Annotated in this window: 13 protein-coding genes and 1 pseudogene; 9 read left to right on the top strand and 5 right to left on the bottom strand. The window is 58.5% G+C overall.

Going from position 1 to position 16,401, the window contains the following annotated elements; genetic code table 11:
* Nucleotides 1–28: 28 nt before the first annotated feature.
* Nucleotides 29–349 (bottom strand): ATP-dependent Clp protease adapter ClpS, encoded by a 321-nt coding sequence (gene clpS / locus GNG26_RS07240; RefSeq protein ID WP_114315466.1) that lies wholly within the window; start codon nt 347–349, stop codon nt 29–31.
* A gap of 322 nt (nt 350–671) precedes the next feature.
* Here clpS and cspD point away from each other — a divergent pair, with 322 nt between their 5' ends.
* Nucleotides 672–893: a cold shock-like protein CspD gene (cspD, locus tag GNG26_RS07235; protein ID WP_032617324.1), complete on the top strand. Its 222-nt coding sequence runs from the start codon at nt 672–674 to the stop codon at nt 891–893.
* 164 nt (nt 894–1,057) lie between these two features.
* Here cspD and macB read toward each other — a convergent pair whose 3' ends face one another.
* Both macB and macA read right to left on the bottom strand, forming a co-directional pair.
* Entirely contained in the window at nt 1,058–2,998 is a 1,941-nt protein-coding gene (macB, locus tag GNG26_RS07230) for a macrolide ABC transporter ATP-binding protein/permease MacB (RefSeq protein WP_156238289.1), read from the bottom strand.
* A complete protein-coding gene (macA, locus tag GNG26_RS07225) occupies nt 2,995–4,110 on the bottom strand; it encodes a macrolide transporter subunit MacA (protein ID WP_103178898.1) in 1,116 nt (371 codons plus the stop codon). Before macA ends, macB begins: the two co-directional genes overlap by 4 nt.
* Nucleotides 4,111–4,269: 159 nt before the next feature.
* Here macA and GNG26_RS07220 point away from each other — a divergent pair, with 159 nt between their 5' ends.
* Nucleotides 4,270–5,226, top strand: a complete 957-nt coding sequence (locus GNG26_RS07220; RefSeq protein ID WP_103823401.1) for a VirK/YbjX family protein — start codon at nt 4,270–4,272, stop codon at nt 5,224–5,226.
* Here the strand turns inward: GNG26_RS07220 and GNG26_RS07215 are convergent.
* Entirely contained in the window at nt 5,223–6,881 is a 1,659-nt protein-coding gene (locus GNG26_RS07215; protein ID WP_156238288.1) for an ATP-dependent endonuclease, read from the bottom strand. The two genes, GNG26_RS07220 and GNG26_RS07215, sit on opposite strands and share 4 nt — an antisense overlap.
* 371 nt (nt 6,882–7,252) lie before the next feature.
* On the opposite strand from GNG26_RS07215, the gene aqpZ reads away from it, so the two are divergent.
* The 4 genes from aqpZ (at nt 7,253) to hcr (ending at nt 11,791) form a co-directional block, all read left to right on the top strand.
* A complete protein-coding gene (gene aqpZ, locus GNG26_RS07210) occupies nt 7,253–7,948 on the top strand; it encodes an aquaporin Z (RefSeq protein WP_156238287.1) in 696 nt (231 codons plus the stop codon).
* Between the two features lie 167 nt (nt 7,949–8,115).
* On the top strand, nt 8,116–9,015 hold the full coding sequence (locus GNG26_RS07205) for a lysine exporter LysO family protein (RefSeq protein WP_103823404.1): 900 nt from the start codon (nt 8,116–8,118) through the stop codon (nt 9,013–9,015).
* A 143-nt stretch (nt 9,016–9,158) separates the two neighbouring features.
* Nucleotides 9,159–10,811 carry a hydroxylamine reductase gene (gene hcp / locus GNG26_RS07200; RefSeq protein WP_103823405.1) on the top strand — a complete coding sequence of 551 codons (1,653 nt, stop codon included), beginning with the start codon at nt 9,159–9,161 and terminating at the stop codon, nt 10,809–10,811.
* Between the two features lie 11 nt (nt 10,812–10,822).
* Nucleotides 10,823–11,791: an NADH oxidoreductase gene (gene hcr, locus GNG26_RS07195; protein ID WP_156238286.1), complete on the top strand. Its 969-nt coding sequence runs from the start codon at nt 10,823–10,825 to the stop codon at nt 11,789–11,791.
* A gap of 153 nt (nt 11,792–11,944) precedes the next feature.
* On the opposite strand, the pseudogene GNG26_RS22800 reads toward hcr, so the two are convergent.
* Nucleotides 11,945–12,025: pseudogene (locus GNG26_RS22800) on the bottom strand (GntR family transcriptional regulator); the annotation flags it as partial.
* 151 nt (nt 12,026–12,176) lie between these two features.
* On the opposite strand from GNG26_RS22800, the gene poxB reads away from it, so the two are divergent.
* Genes poxB through GNG26_RS07175 form a run of 3 tightly spaced genes read left to right on the top strand, consistent with a single transcriptional unit; the run spans nt 12,177 to nt 16,381 of the window.
* Nucleotides 12,177–13,895, top strand: coding sequence for a ubiquinone-dependent pyruvate dehydrogenase (poxB, locus tag GNG26_RS07185; RefSeq protein ID WP_156238285.1), 1,719 nt, complete (start codon nt 12,177–12,179; stop codon nt 13,893–13,895).
* A 38-nt stretch (nt 13,896–13,933) separates the two neighbouring features.
* Nucleotides 13,934–14,935, top strand: coding sequence for a low-specificity L-threonine aldolase (gene ltaE / locus GNG26_RS07180; protein WP_156238284.1), 1,002 nt, complete (start codon nt 13,934–13,936; stop codon nt 14,933–14,935).
* A 9-nt stretch (nt 14,936–14,944) separates the two neighbouring features.
* Nucleotides 14,945–16,381: an SDR family oxidoreductase gene (locus GNG26_RS07175; RefSeq protein WP_156238283.1), complete on the top strand. Its 1,437-nt coding sequence runs from the start codon at nt 14,945–14,947 to the stop codon at nt 16,379–16,381.
* Nucleotides 16,382–16,401: the final 20 nt, after the last annotated feature.

The raw sequence follows: 16,401 nt of genomic DNA, 5'->3' as shown, positions 1-16,401 counted from the left end.
GCACCTCCCCCAATTTTCATTGCCTTATTCAGGCTTTTTCCAGCGTACACAGCAACGGATGCTCATTCTCCCTTGCATACTGGTTCACCATTGCCACCTTGGTTTCGGCGACTTCTGCGGTAAATACTCCACAGATGGCTTTGCCATGATAGTGAACCGTAAGCATCAGTTGCGTTGCACGTTCAACATCATAAGAAAAGAACTTTTGTAGCACGTCAATAACAAATTCCATCGGCGTGTAATCATCGTTCATTAACATAACTTTATACATAGATGGCGGTTTTAGCGCGTCGCGCACTTGATCTTCCGCCAGCTTGTCGAAATCGAGCCAGTCGTTCGTCTTACCCATTGTCAGTCGTCATCTTCGTTTACGGTCTCCGGTCGCGTGTTCTGATGCTGACGGGAGGCTATACATAACCTGAATCTACCTTAGATGTCAGATAACCTACATCTATTATTGCCATCCGCGATGTCTGTCACAATACCGTTCAATAGCGTTAACTGCTTCAAATTTTGACTCATTTTTACCCGTCCTTGCCCGGCAAATGCTTGACGATCCTTTTGGTTTATCTAAATTGTACAAGCGTGAGTTGGCGAGGTTTTGAACAGCTCCCACTCCACCACCGGTTCATTACATCTAACTCAATAAGATTTACGAAGGATGTCGAAGCATGGAAACGGGTACAGTTAAGTGGTTCAACAACGCCAAAGGGTTTGGTTTTATCTGCCCTGAAGGCGGCGGCGAAGACATTTTCGCACATTACTCCACCATTCAGATGGATGGATACAGAACGCTGAAAGCCGGGCAGGCCGTCCGGTTCGATGTACACCTTGGGCCAAAAGGCAATCATGCCAGCGTTATTGTGCCCATCGAAGCAGAAGTGGTGGCATAGCCCTCTGTTTCATTGTGTACACCCCGCACTCAAAATGCCAGCCCGATGCGCTGGCATTTTTATTTGTGTGCGGTGATGCGGCCTGATGCCCGACGGCGCTGCGCTTGCGCGGGCCTACGGATTTCGTAGGCCGGGTAAGGCGTAGCCGCCACCCGGCAACAGGTTCACTCCCGGGCTAACGCATCCACCGGATCTAATCGCGCGGCGTTGCGTGCCGGCAACCAGCCAAACAGCACCCCGGTAAAGGTAGAACACAGGAAGGCAGTTAGCAGCGCCATCGGTGAAAAACCAATTTCCCAGCCGGGTAAAAACAGCTGCAGCGTAAAAGCGATGAGCAGCGAGAGCGTAATCCCCAGCGCGCCGCCCACCAGACAGACCAGCACCGCTTCAATCAAAAACTGCTGCAACACATCGCTGGCCCGGGCGCCGACCGCCATACGGATGCCGATTTCACGCGTCCGCTCCGTCACCGACACCAGCATGATATTCATCACCCCGATCCCCCCGACCAGCAGGGAGATGATCGCCACTAGCGTGAGGAAGAGCTGAAGAGTACGTGTGGTCTTTTCCGCCGTTTTCAAGAGCCCGTCCATGTTCCAGGTGAAGAAATCTTTCTTCCCGTGGCGCAGGGTTAACAGGCGTTCAAGCTGTTGCTCTGCCTGAGCGCTGTCGTAGCCATCTTTCACCCGGACGGTGATGGAGTTGAGCCACGACTGCCCCATAATGCGCCCGGAGATAGTGGTGTAAGGCAGCCAGACGCGTAAAATCTTGCTGCTGCCAAACATCGACTGCTTCTCCTCCGCCACGCCAATCACCGTCGCGGGCATGTTCCCCACCAGCACGATCTCACCCACCACCTTCGCTTTATTGGGGAACAGCTGTCGCCGGGCGTTGCTGTCGAGCACCACCACCTGCGCCCGCCCTGCCAGCTGCTCTGCATTGAAGGTACCCCCTTCGCTGAAGGTCATGCCGTAGACGTTAAAGTAGTCGCCGCTGACGCCGTTGGCGCTGGCCGCCACATCGATATTGGCATAGCGCAAACGCAGGCTCTGGGACACCGCCGGGGTGGCGGAGTTAACCCACGGCTGCTTCTGAATGGCCGTGAGATCGTCATACTTCAGCGCCTGCTGGTACTGCGGCTCGTCATCGCCAAAATCTTTGCCGGGATAGACGTCAATGGTATTGGTGCCGATGGAACGGATATCCGACAGCACCAGCTGTTTGGCCGCGTCACCTACCACCACAATCGACACCACCGAGGCGATGCCGATGATGATCCCAAGCATGGTCAGCAGGGTGCGCATCTTGTTTGCCGCCATCGCCAGCCAGGCCATGGTCAGCGCTTCGCGAAAGCTGCTGGCAAACTGCCGCCAGCCCGAAGGCGGCGGTAATGATACCTCCTGACGCGGGGTGGCATTGAGGCCAGGCGGCGGATTGCTGACCAGCTCGCCATCGCGGATCTCTACGATCCGCCCGGCCTGCGAAGCCACCTCCGGGTCGTGGGTGACGATGATCACCGTGTGCCCCTGATCCCGCAGCTGGTGCAGGATCGCCATCACCTCTTCCCCGGAGTGGCTGTCCAGCGCCCCGGTCGGTTCATCCGCCAGGATCACCTGTCCGCCGTTCATCAGCGCCCGGGCGATACTCACCCGCTGCTGCTGGCCGCCGGAAAGCTGCGACGGCTGGTAATCGACCCGCTCCCCCAGCCCCAGCCGGGTAAGCAGCGCCTGCGCCCGCTCAAGGCGTTTTTTGCGCTCCACGCCAGCATAGACCGCGGGCACCTCGACGTTTTGCGCCGCGCTCAGATGCGAAAGCAGATGGTAACGCTGGAAGATAAAGCCGAAATGTTCCCGGCGCAGTTTAGCCAGCGCGTCGCTGTCCAGGGTCGCGACGTCGGTGCCCGCCACCCGGTAGGTACCGCTGGTGGGTTTATCCAGGCAGCCGAGAATGTTCATCAGCGTCGATTTACCGGAGCCTGACGCCCCGACAATCGCCACCATCTCCCCCGCCTCAACCCGCAGGGTGATGCCCTTCAGCACCTCCACCGGCCCGTCGCCGGAGGGGTAGCTGCGGCGGATATCATCCAGCTCCAGCAGGGCGGTCATTTCGCCGCCCCCGGCTGGCTCTCGCTGATGACCACCTCTTCACCCTCTTCCAGCCCTTTCACCACCACCACATCGGTGTCGTTGCGCGAGCCGAGGCTCACCTCACGCTCGCGAATTTCACCGTTGCGCAGCACCTTCACGTTATAGCGGTTATCTCCTACCGGTTGGCCCAGCGCCGCCAGCGGAATGGTCAGCACGTTTTTCACCCCGGAGAGCTGAATATGCACCTGGGCGGTCATGTCCAGGCGCAGCACTCCCTGCGGGTTGGGGACTTCAAACCGGGCGTGATAGAAAATGGCGTCGTTGACCTTCTCCGGCGTCGGGAGAATATCCTTCAGCACCCCTTCATAGCGGGTTTGCGGGTCCCCCAGCACGGTAAACCAGGCTTTTTGCCCCGGTTTTAAGTGGATCACATCCGCCTCGGAGACCTGGGCTTTCACCAGCATGGTACCCATATCCGCGAGGGTCAGGATGTTCGGCGCCTGCTGGGCAGCGATAACCGTCTGTCCCTGCAGGGTCGTAATCTGCGTCACTTCCCCGGCCATTGGCGCAACGATACGGGTGTACTCAAGGTTAGTTTTGGCACTGTCCAGCGAGGCCTGGTTGCGTTTGATCTGCGCGTCGATGGTGCCAATCTGCGCCTGCTTTACCGCCAGCTCGGTGGTCGAGGTATCCAGATCCTGCTGCGAGATCGCCTGGGTGGTCGCCAGCTGCCGCTGACGGTTCAGGGTCACCTGGGCGAGCTTACGCTCCGCTTCCGCCTGGCTGCGCTGGGCGCGCAGCTCCATCAGCGTCGCCTCCACCTCTTTGATCTGGTTTTCGGCCTGCTCCGGGTCGATAACCCCCAGCAGTTGCCCTTTTTTCACCTTGTCACCAATCTCCACCGACAGCGTCTTCAGCTGGCCGCTGACCTGGGCCCCCACGTCAACCTTGCGTAGCGCGTCCAGTTTGCCGGTCGCCAGCACGCTCTGCTGCAGCTCGCCCGGTCGTACAATCAATGTCTGATATTGCGGCACCGGTGCGTTTAGCACCCGCCACAGCCAGAATCCACCCACCAGTACAATCAGCACCAGCAGCAGAAACAGCTTCCTGCGCTTTCCCTTTAAGTTCATAAATATTCCAAATAGCTATTCCGGCTTACATAACTGTTGATTCTAACTAAACCGCGCCTCAACGAAACCCCTGCTTTTCGTGGCGCGTAAACGTTGTTGAGGAGAGGTTGATAAAACCCCTGCTGAAATAAAGGCCTGGCAACAAGACCGGGATCTATTATGTCCTCCATCGCAGAGTCATCTTATTCACAGCAGCCGCAACCTAAATCAGCCTGGCAGCTATTTCAGCATCTGGCATCCGGAACATTAACCCCCGGCCTTGCCTGGCGTAATCCGGCCTATCGCCGCAAGTTTATGCTGCGCTCGCTGATGACGCCGTTCAGCACCGCACGTCTGCTGGCAAGCCTGACAAAACAGCCGCAACTGCTGCAACTGTTACAGGTCCAGCCGGGGCTGCCCTGCCGCCTGCATCGCCCGTGGCTCTCGGTGGCGATGAATCGCCAGCAAACGCTCCAGGCGCTGAACTGGCACTATCAGACCCTGCAGCGCCAGCTCCCGGCCGCGCTGATGAACGGCTATCTCTCCCGGGAGGGAGTAACGTTACTGACCCTGACCGGGAAAGACGATCGCGCCTTTACCCTGCGTCTGTGCGCCGATGCCTTTCTCGATAAAGAGGGCGAGGCGACGCTGGCATTTTGCGACGAACAGCAGACGGTACTGGCGGAGATGACCTTTACGCTGTGTCAGGTTAACGGCACCCCGACGCTGTTTATCGGCGGGATGCAGGGGGCAAAAGCCTTTGTGCCGCACGAGGCGATCCAGAGCGCCACTAAAGCCTGTCACGGCCTGTTCCCGAAACGCCTGCTGGTGGAAGCCGCCATGACGCTCGGTAGCGCCCTGGCCGTGGAGCAGATTATCGCCGTCAGCAACAGCACCCATATTTATCGCAGCTGGCGCTATCGCAAGAAAAAAGAGGGGAAACTGCTGGCCGACTACGACAGTTTCTGGCTGTCGCTGGGCGGGGAGCGCGACAGCGAGGGCAACTTCAGGCTGCCGCTCGCCATGCCGCGCAAACCGATGGAGGAGATCGCCAGCAAAAAACGCGCTGAGTATCGCCGCCGGTTTACCCTGCTGGACAGCCTGATCGATCAGGTCAACCAGGCGACCCGCCGTTAATCCGCCCTCCCGCGTGCCAGCCACAGCACGCGGGAGAACATCTTCCGTAACAGCGTGGGCACCGCCTCCACGCCGCGACGACCGGCCTCCATCGCCACCTCAATCGCCAGATCGGGTTTCGACGAACGGTGAATGGCCTTCATGATCACCCGCCGCATGTTCATCGGGATATCCTCCGGGATCATCGCCACCCGGTGAAAGACATCGGAAAAACCCTGCCGGTACATGAAGTGCTCCATGTCCATGGCGGGCAGCGCCGTCAGGTGCTCGCGCTCCTCTTCCCGGTCGTTATTGATTAGCCCGCGCACGGTCGCGGCATATTTCTTACCCGCCTCGTCACCGTCCACCAGCACATGCCATTCGATGCCCATCCGCCGGGCAAATTTAATCAGCGGTTTCAGCCCCGACTGGGCAAACTCAATCACTTTGATGCCCTCGGCATCAAAGTGGTGCCCACACTGACGGGCCAGCTCGTTAATCACCCAGGTTTCGGTCTCCCCTTCCACCAGCAGCCAGCAACGGGCAAACAGCGAGGAGGCGCGGTTGAAGCGAATATGGAAGGCGATACGGCGGCTGTCTTCTGCATTCATGCCCCCCGGTCCGAGGCGGTAAGCCGAGACGCGCGACGACTCACGCACCAGACGGCAGACGTGCTCGACCGGGGTTAGCGACAGCAGTTCGCCGGAGTTAGTGGTGGTGATGCGCTGCAACGGCAGCAGATTCAACAGGTGCCAGGCCACCGAGAGCATGATCGGGTGCAGGCGCGTCTCGGGATCTTCCACCAGCAGCAGCGGGCGGGCATCCCGGTCCAGCCGGATGGTGCCTTTGGCCTGCAACAACGTGGAGAAGAGCCCCAGCAGGATCACCCGGTGCGAGCGGCCGCCGGGCCGGTCGATCATCCGGTTAATGATGTCGAGGTAGCGCCAGCTGCGCTGTTCATCGTGAGAGCGCCGCCGCATCAGCCGGTTGCGCACCGGGGAGGTGCCCTGCTCGGAGAAGTAGTGCTCCAGCAGCTGTACCATTGCCGACAGTCCCTGGCGGATCTGGCCATCGGTCAGGTTTTGCGGACGGGCGACCAGTTCCCGGGCCAGATAGTCCAGCTCCCGGGCGGTGACCTCCACATCAGGCATGTCGGGGACGGTACCGTTGCGGATGCGGCGCATAAAGCGGGCATCACGCAGGCGCAGCACCGGCATCAGACGGACCAGATGACGCGCCCGCTCGTCGATATCCTCCAGCGGCAGGGCCTGGCCGTCAGTATCGAGAAAACCGCGCAGGGTCAGCACACTGTCATCGCTGGCAAGCTCTCCCTCCAGGCGATAAAAAATGCGCCGATAGCCATCATCACAGGGCACCCAGCAATCGGCAAGAGGACGATAGCGGCGAACGCGATGGCGCCCCGGCTCGCTTTCACGAAAGGTAAGGATAATATGCAGATGGTGTTCACGCCCCAGCATATCCCCGGGGGGGAACCAGAAATCTTCCCGGACAAAATGGTACAAACTGGATTCCGGCGATAGCAGCAGCGTCAGGGCGTCCAGCAGGCTCGATTTACCCCAGGCGTTTTCTCCGATCAGCACGTTGTTGTGCTCAAGCATCAGCGACAGACGGTTAATGCCGCGAAACCCCACGATTTCCACACGCTCTAGCAACATGTACCCTCCGGGAGAGATGAACTTTTTCCTTTAAGTTATCAGGAGTATAACGCCAGCGGGCCCGGACGGACACTCCATCGTCGGCGGAATAATGCCAGTCAGAAGCGAAAATTAAGAATTTAACCAGACAGTTTCATTTGTAATAACCATTTCCGCCGCATACTCTTGCTGCCGAAAATGCAACTCTGTTTTACTCGCCTTAATTTAGCAAGGAAGCGCAACACATTGCCCTACATCAAACTTACCGTATTTATTTAACTGGTGAGGGGGAATATTCATTTTTAGAATAGTGGCGTTTTAAAAATCGTCGCTTGTTTTGGCGATAAATAACAAGGGCGCAGGATTGCGCTCATTTTTTCTTTGAGGTGGTTATGTTCAGAAAATTAGCAGCGGAATGTTTTGGTACATTCTGGTTGGTATTTGGTGGCTGCGGTAGTGCCGTACTGGCAGCAGGATTCCCGGAACTGGGAATTGGTTTCGTTGGTGTTTCGCTGGCCTTCGGCTTAACGGTTTTAACGATGGCATATGCCGTGGGGCATATTTCCGGTGGTCATTTTAACCCGGCGGTAACATTAGGATTGTGGGCCGGCGGTCGTTTTCCGGCAAAAGAGGTTCTTGGCTATATTATTGCCCAGGTCATTGGCGGAATTATTGCTGCCGCTATTCTGTATGTCATTGCCAGCGGTAAAGCGGGCTTTGATGCTGCGGCCAGCGGCTTTGCCTCAAACGGCTTTGGCGAACACTCCCCTGGCGGTTTCTCCATGCTCTCTGCCATCGTGATTGAAATTGTACTGACTGCGGGCTTCCTGCTGGTGATCCACGGCGCAACGGACAAACACGCCCCGGCCGGTTTCGCGCCGATTGCGATTGGCCTGGCGCTGACCCTGATCCACCTGATCAGCATTCCGGTGACCAACACCTCTGTTAACCCGGCGCGAAGCACAGCGGTAGCCATCTTCCAGGGCGGCTGGGCGCTGGAGCAGCTTTGGCTGTTCTGGGTGATGCCGATTATCGGCGGTATTATTGGCGGCGTGCTGTACCGCACCCTGCTGGAAAAACGCGATTAAGCGTGCGTGCGTTGTGGCGCCGGGTGGCAGCTTCGCCTTACCCGGCCTACGGGATAGCATTTCGCAGGCCGGGCAAGCGAAGCGCCGCCCGGCACTGTTTTCACCTTTACTGAACCGTCTGAATTGGGTAGTGTCTCAGCGCCACTCAAATACAGGACCGGTTGTTCATGTTTTCAGGACTCTTAATCATTCTGCTCCCACTGATCGTGGGCTATCTCATTCCTCTTCATCAGCTGTCAGCGTTAAAACTGATCAATCGTCTTTTGAGCGGGATTGTCTACGTCATTCTCTTTTTTATGGGGATCAGCCTCGCCTTCCTCGATAATCTTGCCACCAATCTGCTCTCTATCCTGCACTACTCCATTATTACAATGACCGTTATTTTGCTCTGCAATATCGCGGCCCTGTTCTGGCTGGAGCGCGCTATTCCATGGAAAAACCATCACCATCAGGAAAAATTGCCTTCACGTATTGCCATGGCGCTGGAGTCATTAAAATTATGCGGCGTGGTAGTGCTCGGTTTTCTGCTGGGGCTGACGGGATTCTCTTTTTTGCAGCACGCCACCGAGGCCAGTGAATATACGCTGATCTTCCTGCTGTTCCTTATTGGTATTCAGCTGCGAAATAATGGCATGACCTTAAAACAGATCGTGCTCAACCGTCGCGGCATGATAGTGGCGGTGATCGTGGTGGGCAGTTCGCTGATTGGCGGGGTGATTAACGCCTTTATTCTCGACCTGCCGCTGAATACCGCCCTGGCGATGGCCTCCGGCTTTGGCTGGTATTCGCTTTCCGGCATCCTGTTAACCGAGTCTTTCGGTCCGGTCATTGGCAGCGCCGCCTTCTTTAACGATCTGGGGCGCGAGCTGATCGCCATCATGCTGATCCCGGGTCTGGTGCGCCGCAGTCGCTCCACGGCGCTGGGGCTGTGCGGTGCCACCTCAATGGACTTCACCCTGCCGGTGCTGCAACGCTCGGGCGGGCTGGAGATGGTACCTGCCGCCATCGTTCACGGCTTTATTTTAAGCCTGCTGGTGCCCGTCATGATGGCGTTCTTCTCAGCCTGATACTTCTTTGGCGGTAGCCTGCTGCCGCCAAAATTGCGCTAAATCAATATCCCTCTATTTTGTGGCAGAAAGCGCTTCCCACCGTATCGCCACAGGCATAATCTTAAACATGTATATTAAATATAACTTTAACAGGTGTGATTATGTTTTGTGTGCAATGTGAACAAACCATCCGTACCCCAGCTGGCAACGGCTGCTCTTACGCACAGGGCATGTGCGGTAAAACCGCAGAAACCTCCGATCTGCAGGATTTACTGATCGCCTCCCTGCAGGGTTTATCCGCCTGGGCAGTTAAAGCCCGGGAATATGGCATCATCGACCACTACGTCGACAACTTCGCCCCGCGCGCGTTTTTCTCTACCTTGACTAACGTGAACTTCGACTCCCCGCGCATTGTGGGCTACGCCCGCGAAGCCATCGCCCTGCGTGAAGCCCTGAAAGCGCAGTGCCTGAGTGTGGATGCCAGCGCCCGTGTCGACAACCCAATGGCCGACCTGCAGTTGGTCAGCGACGATCTGGGCGATCTGCAGCGCCAGGCGGCTGAATTTACCCCGAACAAAGACAAAGCGGCGATTGGCGAGAACATTCTCGGCCTGCGTCTGCTCTGCCTATACGGCCTGAAAGGCGCCGCGGCCTATATGGAACACGCCCACGTCCTGGATCAGTACGACAACGACATCTATGCCCAGTACCACAAAATTATGGCGTGGCTCGGCACCTGGCCTTCCGACATGAACGCCCTGCTGGAGTGTTCCATGGAGATCGGCCAGATGAACTTCAAAGTGATGAGCATCCTGGACGCCGGTGAAACCACCAAATACGGCCACCCAACCCCGACGCAGGTCAACGTCAAAGCGACCGAAGGCAAGTGCATCCTGATCTCCGGTCACGACCTGAAAGATCTCTACAACCTGCTGGAGCAAACCGATGGCACCGGCGTTAACGTCTACACCCACGGCGAGATGCTGCCCGCCCATGGCTATCCGGAGCTGCGCAAATTCAAACACCTGATCGGGAACTACGGCAGCGGCTGGCAGAACCAGCAGGTGGAATTCGCCCGCTTCCCGGGCCCCATTGTGATGACTTCTAACTGCATCATCGACCCTACCGTTGGCGCTTACGATGACCGTATCTGGACCCGCAGCATCGTCGGCTGGCCGGGCGTGAGCCACCTCGAAGGCGACGATTTTGGTCCGGTGATTGCTCAGGCCCAGCAGATGGCGGGCTTCCCCTACAGCGAAATCCCACACCTGATCACCGTCGGTTTTGGTCGTCAGACCCTGCTGGGCGCGGCGGATTCCCTGATTGACCTGGTGAGCCGCGAAAAACTGCGTCACATCTTCCTGGTCGGCGGCTGCGACGGCGCGCGCGGGGAACGTAATTACTTCACCGACTTCGCTACCAGCGTACCGGACGACTGCCTGATCCTGACCCTGGCCTGCGGTAAGTACCGCTTCAACAAGCTGGAGTTCGGCGATATCGAAGGGCTGCCGCGCCTGATCGACGCTGGTCAGTGTAACGATGCCTACTCAGCCATCATCCTCGCGGTCACCCTGGCGGAAAAACTGGGCTGCGGCGTGAACGATCTGCCGCTGTCGCTGGTGCTCTCCTGGTTCGAGCAGAAAGCGATTGTAATCCTGCTGACCCTGCTCTCGCTGGGCGTGAAAAACATCGTCACCGGCCCGACGGCGCCTGGCTTCTTTACCCCGGATCTGCTGGCGGTCCTCAACGAGAAGTTCGGTCTGCGTTCCGTGACCACCGTTGAAGACGATATGAAGCAACTGCTGAGCGCGTAAGGAGTAAAAGTATGACGATGCCAACCCATCAGTGCCCATGGCGGATGCAGGTTCACCACATCCATCAGGAAACGCCGGATGTCTGGACGATTTCGCTGCTGTGTCACGACTATTATCCTTATCGTGCCGGGCAGTATGCGCTGGTCAGCGTGCGTCACTCCGCAGAGACGCTGCGGGCGTATACGATCTCCTCGACGCCGGGCATCAGCGAGTACATTACGCTGACAGTTCGTCGCATTGATGAGGGGGTGGGCTCACAGTGGCTGACAGGTGAGGTCAAGCGTGGGGATTACATCTGGCTGTCGGATGCGCAGGGAGATTTTACCTGCGACGATAAGCCGGACGACAAATTCCTGCTGCTGGCCGCCGGGTGCGGGGTCACGCCGGTGATGTCGATGCGTCGCTGGCTGGCGAAAAACCGCCCGCAGGCTGACGTGGCGGTGATCTTCAGCGTGCGCTCGCCGCAGGATGTCATTTTTGCAGACGAATGGCGTCACTACCCGGTTACCCTGGTGGCGGAAAACAACGCCACAGAGGGATTTGTCGCCGGTCGCCTGAGCCGCGAACTGCTGCAAAGCGTACCGGACATCGCCTCCCGCACGGTGATGACCTGTGGCCCGGCGCCGTATATGGAGATCGTGGAAGAAGAGGTGAAGGCCCTGGGCGTGACCCGCTTCTTTAAAGAGCAGTTCTTTACTCCGGTCGCGGAAGCCGCCACCAGCGGGCTGAAATTCACTAAATTGCAGCCTGCGAAAACCTTCTTTGGCCGCGTGGGCAGCACGCTGCTGGAGGCGCTGGAGAGCAATAACGTGCCGGTGGTGGCTGCTTGTCGTGCAGGCGTGTGCGGCTGCTGTAAAACAAAAGTGGTGGACGGGAACTATACCGTTACCAGCACCATGACGCTGACGGATGCCGAAGTGGCGGAAGGCTATGTGCTGGCCTGCTCCTGCCATCCGCAGGGGGATCTGGTGCTGGCCTGATAGAAAGCCCGGTGGCGCTACGCTTACCGGGCCTACAAAAGACCGCGAACCGTAGGCCGGGCAAACGCAGTGCCGCCCGGCATTACCGTCGCAGAGGAATTACTTCCACGCCGGATCGCTCACTACTGCAAACCGCCCTGCCCCCAAAAGTGCCACCGCCAGCCGCAGCAACAATCTGCCGAAATCTTCGTGCATTAGCGTTTTATCAACAGCAATCAACAATGACTTAACCATCTGAATTAACTCCATTTTTAGCTGAATAACCACCACAATATGACGAAATATTGCACAGTGAAAGCAACTATTAATAAGGGGGATTTTGCGGGCATGCCGGTCAGTTTCATCTAAGCTTGAAAGCGTTATCACATTCAGGAGATGGACTACCATGAAACAAACCGTGGCGAACTATATTGCGAAAGTGCTGGAACAGGCCGGGGTAAAACGGATCTGGGGTGTTACCGGGGATTCCCTCAACGGTCTGAGCGACAGCCTGAACCGAATGGGCACCATCGAATGGATGCCGACCCGCCATGAGGAGGTCGCCGCGTTCGCCGCCGGCGCAGAAGCCCAACTTACCGGAGAGCTGGCGGTCTGTGCGGGCTCGTGCGGGCCAGGCAACCTGCATCTGATTAATGGTCTGTTTGATTGTCACCGTAACCATGTCCCGGTGCTGGCTATCGCCGCACACATTCCGTCAAGCGAGATTGGCAGCGGCTATTTTCAGGAGACGCATCCGCAGGAGCTGTTCCGTGAATGCAGCCACTACTGTGAACTGGTCTCCTCCCCTGAGCAGATCCGCCAGGTGCTGGCCCTGGCGATGCGCAACGCCATTCTGAAGCGCGGCGTCTCGGTGATTGTGCTGCCAGGCGACGTGGCGCTGCAGGCGGCGCCGGAAAGTGCCAGCACCCACTGGTATCCCGCACCCCAGCCGGTGGTGACGCCCGCCCTCGCTGAGCTGAAAAAGCTGGCGCAGCTGCTGCGCTACTCCAGCAATATCGCCCTGATGTGCGGTAGCGGCTGCGCCGGGGCCCATGAAGAGCTGCTGGAATTTGCCGGCACCCTGAAGGCGCCGATTGTTCACGCCCTGCGCGGAAAAGAGCATGTAGAGTACGATAACCCGTACGACGTGGGGATGACCGGGCTAATTGGCTTCTCCTCCGGGTTCCACACCATGATGAATGCCGACACCCTGGTGCTGCTCGGGACCCAGTTCCCCTATCGCGCCTTCTACCCCACCGACGCCAAAATTATCCAGATCGACATTAACCCCGCCAGCATCGGGGCGCACAGCAAAGTGGACATGGCGCTGGTGGGCGACATCAAGGCGACCCTGAGCGCACTTATGCCGCTGCTGGAGGAGAAGACCGATCGCACCTTCCTGGACAAGGCCCTGAGCGATTATCGCGATGCCCGCAAAGGGCTGGATGACAAGGCGAAACCCAGCGATAAGGCGCTGCACCCGCAGTATCTGGCCCAGCAGATCAGCCGTTACGCCGACGAGGATGCCATCTTTACCTGTGACGTGGGTACCCCCACCGTCTGGGCGGCACGCTACCTGAAAATGAACGGCAAGCGCCGCCTGCTGGGGTCGTTTAACCACGGCTCAATGGCCAACGCCATGCCGCAGGCGCTGGGGGCGAAAGCCACCGCGCCGGACCGTCAGGTGGTGGCGATGTGCGGCGACGGCGGCTTCAGCATGCTGATGGGCGATTTCCTTTCGGTGGCGCAGATGAAACTGCCGATCAAAATCATCGTCTTTAATAACAGCGTGCTGGGCTTTGTGGCGATGGAGATGAAGGCCGGAGGCTATCTGACCGACGGTACGGATCTGCACGACACCAACTTCGCCGCCATCGCCGAAGCCTGCGGCATTACCGGCATCCGCGTGGAGAAAGCGTCAGAGGTGGATGAGGCCTTGCAGCGCGCCTTTGCCACCGACGGCCCGGTGCTGGTGGATGTGGTGGTCGCCAAAGAGGAGCTGGCTATACCGCCGCAGATCAAACTGGAACAGGCGAAGGGCTTTAGCCTGTACATGCTGCGCGCCATTATTAGTGGTCGCGGTGACGAAGTTTTGGAGCTGGCAAAAACCAACTGGCTCAGGTAAAACATTTCACATCACCTTTTAAACTATAGGGATGTGAAATGATTGATTTACGTAGCGATACCGTAACCCGCCCGACGCAGGCCATGCTCAAGGAGATGCTGGCCGCGCCGGTCGGGGACGACGTCTATGGCGATGACCCCACCGTTAACGAACTTCAGCGCTATGCCGCCGAACTGAGTGGCCACGAGGCTGCCCTGTTCCTGCCAACCGGTACCCAGGCGAACCTGGTGGCGCTGCTCAGCCACTGCGAGCGCGGCGAAGAGTATATCGTCGGCCAGGGGGCGCATAACTATCTGTACGAAGCGGGCGGCGCGGCGGTACTCGGCAGTATTCAGCCGCAGCCTATCGATGCCGCCCCCGACGGCTCCCTGCCGCTGGACAAGGTGGCGGCTAAAATCAAAGCCGACGACATTCACTTCGCCCGCACTAAATTGCTCAGCCTCGAAAACACCCATAACGGCAAAGTGCTGCCGCGCGACTACCTGAAAGCGGCGTGGGAATTTACCCGCGAGCGGAAACTGGGGCTGCACGTCGACGGTGCGCGCATCTTCAACGCCGTGGTGGAGTATGGCTGCGAGCTGAAAGAGATTACGCAATATTGCGACTCGTTCACCATTTGTCTCTCCAAAGGGCTGGGCACGCCGGTGGGCTCCCTGCTGGTGGGCAACGCCGACTATATCAAGCGCGCCAACCGCTGGCGCAAAATGACCGGCGGCGGCATGCGCCAGGCCGGGATCCTCGCCGCAGCGGGTCTGTACGCCCTGAAAAATAACGTTGCCCGCCTGAAGGACGATCACGACAACGCCGCGTGGATGGCCGCACAGCTGCGCGAGATCGGCGCTGACGTCATGCGTCACGACACCAACATGCTGTTTGTCCGCGTCGGAGAGGAACACGCCGCGGCGCTGGGCGAATTTATGAAGGCGCGCGGCGTGCTGATTAACGCCGCGCCGGTGGTACGTCTGGTGATGCATCTCGACGTCAACCGCGAGCAGCTGGCAGAAGTGGTTGCCCACTGGCAGGCGTTTTTGCAGCGCTAAGGAGTCCTCGTGCCGCAACGTATTCTGGTGCTCGGTGCCAGCGGGTATATTGGTCAACATCTGGTGGCCGCCCTGAGTGCACACGGGCATCAGGTACGGGCTGCGGCACGCAGCATTGAGCGCCTGCAAAAGCAGGCCCTGCCCCACGTCACCTGCCATGCTATCGACCTCAACTGGCCGCAGACGCTGGCGGCGCTGCTGGAGGGGGTGGATACCCTCTATTATCTGGTACACAGCATGGGCGAAGGGGGCGACTTTATCGCCCACGAGCGCCAGGTGGCGATGAACGTGCGCGACGTGCTGCTGGAACACCCGGTTAAGCAGATTATCTTCCTCAGTTCGTTACAGGCACCGACGCATGAGCAGTCCGACCATCTGCGTGCCCGGCAGCTTACCGCCGACACCCTGCGCAGCGCCGGGATCCCGCTTACCGAACTGCGGGCCGGGATCATCGTTGGCGCCGGTTCTGCCGCTTTCGAAGTAATGCGCGATATGGTCTATAACCTGCCGGTGCTCACCCCGCCGCGCTGGGTGCGCTCGCGCACCACGCCGATTGCACTGGAGAACCTGCTGCACTATCTGGTGGAGCTGCTCAATCACCCGACCAAAGAGAACCGGGTGCTGGAGGCCGCCGGGCCCGAGGTGCTGAGCTATCAGCAGCAGTTCGAACATTTTATGGCGGTGAGTGGCCACCGTCGCCCGCTGATCCCCATCCCCTTCCCGACCCGCTGGATTTCGGTGTGGTTTTTGAATGTCATCACCTCCGTGCCGCCGACCACCGCCAAAGCCCTAATCCAGGGGCTAAAACACGATCTGCTGGCGGACGACCGCGCGCTGCGGGCGCTGATCCCGCAGGAACTCATTCGCTTCGATGACGCGGTGCGCAATACGCTAAAAGAAGAAGAGAAGCTGGTGAACTCCAGCGACTGGGGCTACGACGCCCAGGCTTTCGCCCGCTGGCGTCCGGAATATGGTTACTACCCGAAACAGGCCGGATGCACGGTGAAAACCGCCGCCAGCCTCAGCGCGCTCTGGAAAGTGGTGCACCAGATCGGCGGTAAAGAGCGCTATTTCTTTGGCAACGCGCTGTGGCAAACCCGGGCGATGATGGATCGGCTCGTCGGGCACAGGCTGGCGAAAGGCCGTCCGGCCGCGCCATATTTGCAAACCGGCGATACCGTTGACAGCTGGAAGGTGATTATCGTTGAACCTGAAAAGCAGCTGGCGCTGCTGTTTGGCATGAAAGCCCCCGGTCTTGGGCGGTTGTGCTTTACCCTGAAGGACAAAGGCGACCACCGGGAGCTGGACGTGCGCGCCTGGTGGCATCCGCACGGCATGCCTGGCCTGTTCTACTGGCTGCTGATGATCCCGGCGCACCTGTTTATCTTCCGGGGAATGGCCCGGCGTATTGTTTTTCTGGCAGAACAAAACAAAGAAAAAGACTAATTAAAACTCTGAATCTTTCA

The organism is Leclercia sp. J807 (assembly GCF_009734465.1).
GTDB lineage: Bacteria > Pseudomonadota > Gammaproteobacteria > Enterobacterales > Enterobacteriaceae > Enterobacter.
Note: the sequence above shows the minus strand (reverse complement) of the source record. Positions and strands in the feature narration are given on the sequence as shown.

Bases quoted from the DNA above. Each gene is read 5' to 3' on its own strand.
- clpS (WP_114315466.1), bottom strand. From the start codon at position 349: ATGGGTAAGACGAACGACTGGCTCGATTTCGACAAGCTGGCGGAAGAT.
- cspD (WP_032617324.1), top strand. From the start codon at position 672: ATGGAAACGGGTACAGTTAAGTGGTTCAACAACGCCAAAGGGTTTGGT.
- macB (WP_156238289.1), bottom strand. From the start codon at position 2,998: ATGACCGCCCTGCTGGAGCTGGATGATATCCGCCGCAGCTACCCCTCC.
- macA (WP_103178898.1), bottom strand. From the start codon at position 4,110: ATGAACTTAAAGGGAAAGCGCAGGAAGCTGTTTCTGCTGCTGGTGCTG.
- GNG26_RS07220 (WP_103823401.1), top strand. From the start codon at position 4,270: ATGTCCTCCATCGCAGAGTCATCTTATTCACAGCAGCCGCAACCTAAA.
- GNG26_RS07215 (WP_156238288.1), bottom strand. From the start codon at position 6,881: ATGTTGCTAGAGCGTGTGGAAATCGTGGGGTTTCGCGGCATTAACCGT.
- aqpZ (WP_156238287.1), top strand. From the start codon at position 7,253: ATGTTCAGAAAATTAGCAGCGGAATGTTTTGGTACATTCTGGTTGGTA.
- GNG26_RS07205 (WP_103823404.1), top strand. From the start codon at position 8,116: ATGTTTTCAGGACTCTTAATCATTCTGCTCCCACTGATCGTGGGCTAT.
- hcp (WP_103823405.1), top strand. From the start codon at position 9,159: ATGTTTTGTGTGCAATGTGAACAAACCATCCGTACCCCAGCTGGCAAC.
- hcr (WP_156238286.1), top strand. From the start codon at position 10,823: ATGACGATGCCAACCCATCAGTGCCCATGGCGGATGCAGGTTCACCAC.
- poxB (WP_156238285.1), top strand. From the start codon at position 12,177: ATGAAACAAACCGTGGCGAACTATATTGCGAAAGTGCTGGAACAGGCC.
- ltaE (WP_156238284.1), top strand. From the start codon at position 13,934: ATGATTGATTTACGTAGCGATACCGTAACCCGCCCGACGCAGGCCATG.